Annotated in this window: 5 protein-coding genes; 4 read left to right on the top strand and 1 reads right to left on the bottom strand. The window is 35.7% G+C overall.

Annotation, left to right across the window (positions count from 1 at the left end; genetic code table 11):
- Positions 1-674, bottom strand: a 674-nt coding sequence (locus GZ63_RS0115940) for a class I fructose-bisphosphate aldolase (protein ID WP_029271267.1), incomplete at its 3' end; no start/stop codon positions are given.
- A gap of 372 nt (positions 675-1,046) precedes the next feature.
- Here GZ63_RS0115940 and GZ63_RS0115935 point away from each other — a divergent pair.
- From GZ63_RS0115935 to GZ63_RS0115920, 4 genes are all read left to right on the top strand, one after another.
- Complete coding sequence (locus GZ63_RS0115935) at positions 1,047-1,706, top strand: SDR family oxidoreductase (RefSeq protein WP_038221313.1); 660 nt, start codon at positions 1,047-1,049, stop codon at positions 1,704-1,706.
- Positions 1,707-1,936: 230 nt separating this feature from the next.
- The gene (locus GZ63_RS0115930; protein ID WP_029271263.1) at positions 1,937-4,009 is read left to right on the top strand and encodes an McrB family protein; all 2,073 of its coding nucleotides are present in this window, start codon (positions 1,937-1,939) and stop codon (positions 4,007-4,009) included.
- Positions 3,981-6,278, top strand: coding sequence for a restriction endonuclease-like protein (locus tag GZ63_RS0115925; protein WP_051681527.1), 2,298 nt, complete (start codon positions 3,981-3,983; stop codon positions 6,276-6,278). The genes GZ63_RS0115930 and GZ63_RS0115925 overlap by 29 nt, the downstream gene beginning before the upstream one ends.
- 44 nt (positions 6,279-6,322) lie before the next feature.
- On the top strand, positions 6,323-6,444 hold a 122-nt coding region (locus GZ63_RS0115920), incomplete at its 3' end, for a transposase (RefSeq protein ID WP_029271259.1).

Raw genomic sequence — 6,444 nt, 5'->3', positions numbered from 1 at the left:
TCTTTGTATAAGTTTGTTTTCGTAGGAATGGTTAATTTTAACATGACATCTTCATTTTCACCTAAGTGATTCAGATGTTTTAGAATCTCTGCTTTTAATAAGTCTTCACATTTTTCTTTTTCAGGGCTATGAATATCAACTTCTGGTTCTATAATTGGAACAAGTCCTGCTGCTAGGATTTGTTTACCGATTTCGAATTGCTGATCAACCACAGCTTGAATGCCTTCCTCGTTGGCTTCTTTGATGACCGAACGCATTTTTGTACCAAAGATATGACGTTCGTTTGCACGTTTAAGTGTTTCGTCCAAGTCATTAATCGGCTTCATCATTTGAACACCATTGGACACCTCAGCAAGTCCTTTATCCACTTTTAGAAAAGGGACAACCCCTTTCTTTTCAGCCAAATAATCGCCTGTGTACAGACCTTCAATTTCGCGATCCATTGTTTGTTCAAAAAGAATAGCACCTAAAATAAAATCTGAATCAAAAGCAGGTGATGTAATAATACGTGTACGCATTTCATGCACTAAGTCAAACATTTCATCCTTGTTTGCATACGCATCTTCTGAGATACCGTAAGCAGCCAGTGCTTTTGGTGTACTGCCACCACTTTGATCGAGAGCAGCAATAAAACCTTTTCCATTTTTGATTTTTTCAAATTGTTTTTGATTCATCATTCCACTCCTCTATCGTTATAGTGCTAGCTTTTTCAGCTTAGCATTTAATATGCATTAGAAAGTAAAGGAAGGAAGCATCCTTTACAAATTCATTTTAGCATTAAAAGGGGAAAGAATATAGTCAAATGTGCTTGATTTTGGAATGGTTCCTGCGCAGGGGATTTTAGTGTATATTTTAGCATTACAAAAATACATAATAAGTCCAAATCAATTATAAAGTAGCCAATATGTTATCACAAAGTGAATCTTGTAAAACATAAAAAATGGCTGGCCCCATGCTTATTTTGAACGGTAAATCTAGACAACTTCCTTCTTATCCCTTTATGATAGGGATAAGAGAATCACAATAGCTAGGTTTACAAAGAAAGGATGGATAAATTGAAAATTCTTGTAGTAGGGGCAAACGGCCAAATTGGAAGACATCTTGTATCATTTATTCAGGAAAATGATAGCTTAGAAGCAAAGGCAATGATCCGCAAGCAAGAGCAAGCCTCCTTTTTTGAAAATTTGGGTGCAGAAACGGTAGTGGCCGATCTGGAGCAAGACACCGAAGCGATTGCAAAGGCTGCTGAAGGAGTCGATGCAATCGTATTCGTAGCGGGTTCTGGTCCGCATACAGGAAAAGACAAAACCATTATGGTGGATTTGGATGGTGCCGTTAAAACAGTTGAGGCAGCAAAAATAGCTGGTGTGAAGCGATTTATCATGATTAGTTCGTTTGACACGACCCGCGAAGCGATTCAGGATGCTTCATCGTCCTTTGCGCCATATGTAGCAGCAAAGCATTATGCAGATGAATGGCTCAAGCGAACTGATTTAGATTATACGATTATACATCCTGGTAGGTTAACAAATGATAAAGGAACCAAAAAAGTAGAGGCAGCAACTGAAGTGGAAAGAAATGAAATTCCTAGAGAAGATGTAGCAAGTGTCATTGTTGCGAGTCTAGAAAATGAGAAAACGATTGGTAAGGAATTTCAGGTAGTGACTGGAGCAAAGTCTATTAAGGATGCAATCGATTTCATTTAAGTGGTTGAAGAGAGCTGTTCTAAAGGGGAGCATCAATTAGTATAGTAGGTTATTTTAAGGCAATTTATTGGGTATGAGTTCGATACTGTATTGGACTTATACCTTTTAATATTGAGTTTGTAACGTAACTTGTTATTCGTGTTTCAAAAGCCGATAAATACAATATTTTACTATATTCCTTATTATAGTAAACTAGAAATTAACATAAAACTAAGATGGTGAATAGAGTAATGATGAAACAAGTACGTAGTTGGTCTAAGGATAAAACACCAAACCTTATTGCAAGTAAAAAAGTAGATTGGTCTATTTTTGAATATGGATCACAGATTCCCTTAGATTTCCATGAGGACTTTGCAGTTGCTAATGGAAATCACTTTCTAAAGGTGAATGAGGAAAATTTTGTAAAACTAATGATTAACGAAAATGATTATGAAGCCAGATTAGTAAATATAAGCAGAAAGGATTTTGAGAAAGGATCATTACAATTACGCTATGATCAGAATTATCATTTAAAGGAAATCCTAAAAGAAACCTTTACTGCTTCCTATCAATATTTCAAAGAAAACCGAAAAGAAAAAACGAAAAAACCCGTACATACGCCCGATGACATGGCAGAGTACATTGATTTTTATCAAACAGACGAACCTTACGTTTATAAACTAGAACTACGAACGAAAAGAAAGAAGTCGAATCCGAAACCTTCATTTTGGTGGGTAAATCAAGGGAAAACGTATATTCATGAAAAAGAAGGAAAGTATTTATGGGCTCCCCAACAATCTAAAGGGGGACGAGCAATCCCGCATCATGTTCGACTATTGGAACCCAAGGTAGGAGATATCGTTTATTGTTATTCAGAAAAGAAAATCAGAGCAATTGGAAAGGTTGAAGATGCAGCAATTGAAGCGCAAAAACCATCCGAGATTACTAGCCAAGATTGGCAAGAAAAAGGATATAAGATAGAACTATCCTATTACGTATTAGAACCAAGTATAGGGAAGGATGAAATACCATTACAATGGCATTTGGATGAAAAGGGTCCATTTAATGTTAATGGAGACCTTAATCAAGGTTACTTTTATCCGTTGTCTGAGGGCTTTGCTAGAGAAGTATTTCAGCAATTTGATCAACGTTTTCCTACAGAGATAAGAACGAAAATGGTAGAAATGCCATATCAACAAAGTGATATGAGTATAAGGGAAGACAGTAACTTAAATATCAAAGAAACGGTTGATCACATACATAACTACATCTTATCAAAGGGATTTAATTATGAGAAAGACGAAGTTATTAATCTCTATCTTTCATTAAAAACAAAACCCTTTGTTATTTTATCGGGAATATCGGGTACAGGGAAAACAAAGATGGTGCAATGGTTTGCGGAAAGTGTAGGAGCAACCGAAGAAAATGGCCGGTTTTTCCTTATACCTATTCGTCCAGACTGGAATGATGGGTCGGACTTACTTGGATATGTAGATATAAAAGGTGAATTTAAAGAAGGTCCCTTAACGAAAGTTATTAAGAAGGCAGAAAAGAATCCTGAATTGCCATTTTTTGTTTTGCTAGATGAAATGAACTTAGCGCGGGTTGAGTATTATTTCAGTGATATATTATCCGTGATGGAGAGCCGTAGGTGGAAAGATGGAAAGGTTACTTCATCAAATTTATTATCAAAAGAAACAGCGGGTACGAATATCAAATTGTCAAATAACTTGTATATCATCGGAACAGTAAATATGGATGAAACGACGCATCCGTTCAGTAAAAAGGTATTAGACCGAGCAAATACGATTGAGTTTAATCGAGTGGATCTTGGAAATTTGGCTTTTTTAAAGGAATCCCAAGAAATGGATGCAATCATTGCAAGTCATAACACTTTTGCGGCCAGCTATCTTCATTTAAAAGATGTGTATCAAACTACTCCAAATTTAGTAGAACGTGTGACAAATGAATTGATTCAAATTAATGAGGTGCTTCAAAAGGACCAAGCACATGTAGGCTACCGTGTTCGTGATGAGATCTGTTTTTATATGGCCTACAATGAACAGGATCACTTACTTCCTTTTGAACAAGCATTAGACCATGCCATTTTACAGAAGATATTACCACGAATTTATGGTAGTGATTCAAGGGTTGACCAATTATTACGGGAATTGTATCAACTTTTTACAAGCAAACAATTTGAAGAGGATGAAGGAATGACAGCAAACGATCTTGCTAGCGCAAAGTATCCCCGTAGTGCTGCAAAGGTTATCGAGATGTTAAGGAGGCTAAGAGATGGTTTCACCTCTTTCTGGATCTCGTGAAGACGTTGAATTAGTTCAAATTGAATCAAAAAACCTTTCTCTTATTCTTAAAGGGAAACCTTACCACGAAAGATATGAAGGCTTAAAAAAGTATCGTGTCATGGATTTTCATGATTTGATGCAATTTAGTGTAAATGGAGATAACATTGAGAGCATAAAAGTTTATGATGTTAACCAAAATTGCTTCGTAGAGGATACAGCAGTTCGACCAATTTTCTTTGAGAATGGCGCTTATCAATTGATTGTGATTTCAAAGCAAGACAAGGAATTAACATTTTACCATGAACACCCATTATTAAGACAGGCCATAGCACCTGTACGTGTAGGCCATCAAACGATGCTCATGGGGAATCTACAGTTCCAAAATGAAGTTGGTTTTACTACATTTGAAATTAAAGAGGAAGGAAAAGTGCTTTTAGAAGTTACTTTGGAAATCTTTCCTTCCAAGCTTGATTATAAAAAAGACTACCAAAAATTATTGGAAGAAGTAAATGAGGAAATCTATAACCTAGCGTACCATTTTATTCGTAAGACGTATTTAGGGGCTAAATTAAAACTAGAAGGGAATCCTTCAAGAGCAGAGTTTTACCGTTTGTTAAGTTATCATTTTAAGCAGTTTCTCCAGTCGATCACTAGAATTGAACGGCAGCCGCACCATCAACTTAGAAAAACACATGAAAAGGCTAGAGGAGATCAGCTCGGGAAACTGGATTCAGTTAGCCGCAATTATTTAAAAAAGCATGCGAATGTTTTTGTAGAAGTTGAAAAGGGAATTCCTATTGGAAAGCGGAGACTTATGCCTACGTCCGGCTTACGAATGAAGAAAAAGTTAACTTATGATACAAATGAAAACCGTTATATCAAGTGGACGATGGAAAGATTGATTTATAAGCTTAAAGACTTATTAAAGACTGTACAGAAACAGAATAATCGGTTCAAAAAGAATATGGATACTGTTTTAGTTGAAAAAATTAAATGGATGATAAGTCAGTTGCAAACTAAACGAAGACTCCCTTTTTGGAGGGATATCGGAAAGTTAGATCGCTCAGTCATGAGTTTAGTATTGCAAATGGAACCAAGCTATCGAGAGGCTTTTAAAATATATTTAACCGTTTCTAAAGGATTAGTATTGCAAGGTAAAATCTATCAATTATCTCTTAAGGATGTAGCAACGTTATATGAATATTGGACATTTCTTAAACTCGGTCAAATCTTGGGGAAAAGTTATAAACTTATTAGCCAAGATGTTGTCCAAGTTAATCGAGAAGGCTTATTTGTTAATTTAGAAGCAAATCGAACGGCTAAGCGGGAATATTTACACCCTGTTACAAAAGAAAAGATTACGTTAATCTATCAGAAGCGTGAAGCTGGATTGCCAACAGTAAATCAAAAACCGGATACAATGCTAAGTATTGAAAAGAAAGGGAAAACCTATACATTTAACTATATTTTTGATGCGAAATATCGAGTAGATTATGCTCTCGATGGGAGTTATTATCAAAACTATTATCAAAGTCCAGGGCCTATGGAAGATGATATTAACACCATGCATCGATACCGGGACTCGATCGTTGCGGAAAACAACGGTCCATATGAAAGAACTGCATTTGGAGCATATGTACTATTCCCTTGGTTTGATGAAGTTACATACCAAAATCACCATTTTTATCAAAGTATCAATAAGGTAAACATTGGGGCATTACCATTTTTGCCTAATGCGAATGTGCTAGTTGAGCGATTTATACAAAGGTTAGTAGATAAAGGACCTGAAGAACTCCAGCAAGAAGGTATCTTACCTCAAGGTACGATAGAAGAGTGGGAATCAAGTATAGAGGAACCCGTGCTTTTGGGACTTGTATCAACGAAAAAAGATTATGAACAATTTATAAGGGATAAATATTATTTTATCTCTGTCGAAAATCTGAAAAGAGGATGGCAGAAAGCAAAATATGTAGCTCTTTACGTAAAAAAGGGACTCCTACCTGAGCACGGTGTTTTAGTTTACGGAGAAATTTCTAATGTAAAACCAGGTGAAAATAAGGATATTATATTTGAAATTAATGTTTGGATAAACCTTTCTAAACCTATTAAACCAGTTCGTTATGGGATTGCTAATTCCTTTATAACAACTTTAGAAAAATTAAAAGAGGCTTCTGAACTTCCTGAGCTGTTTATGAAGTCAAAAGAAGAAGTAGCTGTTTGGAAAATGGTTAGAAGAGTTTCCGATCAAATAAAATCACATAAGCCCCTAAATGAACTTAGACACTAAGAGTTAATTATAATATACTATTTAGTGTCAAGGAGGCTAACATCATGAAACGAACAAAATATTCAAAGGAATTTAAAATACAGGTTATAAAAGAAGCGTTAGAAACAGGTAAACCATCAGTAGTAGCCCGTCGATATGACCTTAATGCCAATATGGTAAGCCGTTG

The organism is Virgibacillus alimentarius (assembly GCF_000709085.1).
In the GTDB taxonomy this organism is placed as follows: domain Bacteria; phylum Bacillota; class Bacilli; order Bacillales; family Amphibacillaceae; genus Virgibacillus_B; species Virgibacillus_B alimentarius.
The sequence above is the reverse complement of the archived record's forward strand: the minus strand, read 5'-3'. Positions and strand labels throughout refer to the sequence as shown.

Bases quoted from the DNA above. Each gene is read 5' to 3' on its own strand.
- GZ63_RS0115935 (WP_038221313.1), top strand. From the start codon at position 1,047: ATGGATAAATTGAAAATTCTTGTAGTAGGGGCAAACGGCCAAATTGGA.
- GZ63_RS0115930 (WP_029271263.1), top strand. From the start codon at position 1,937: ATGATGAAACAAGTACGTAGTTGGTCTAAGGATAAAACACCAAACCTT.
- GZ63_RS0115925 (WP_051681527.1), top strand. From the start codon at position 3,981: ATGGTTTCACCTCTTTCTGGATCTCGTGAAGACGTTGAATTAGTTCAA.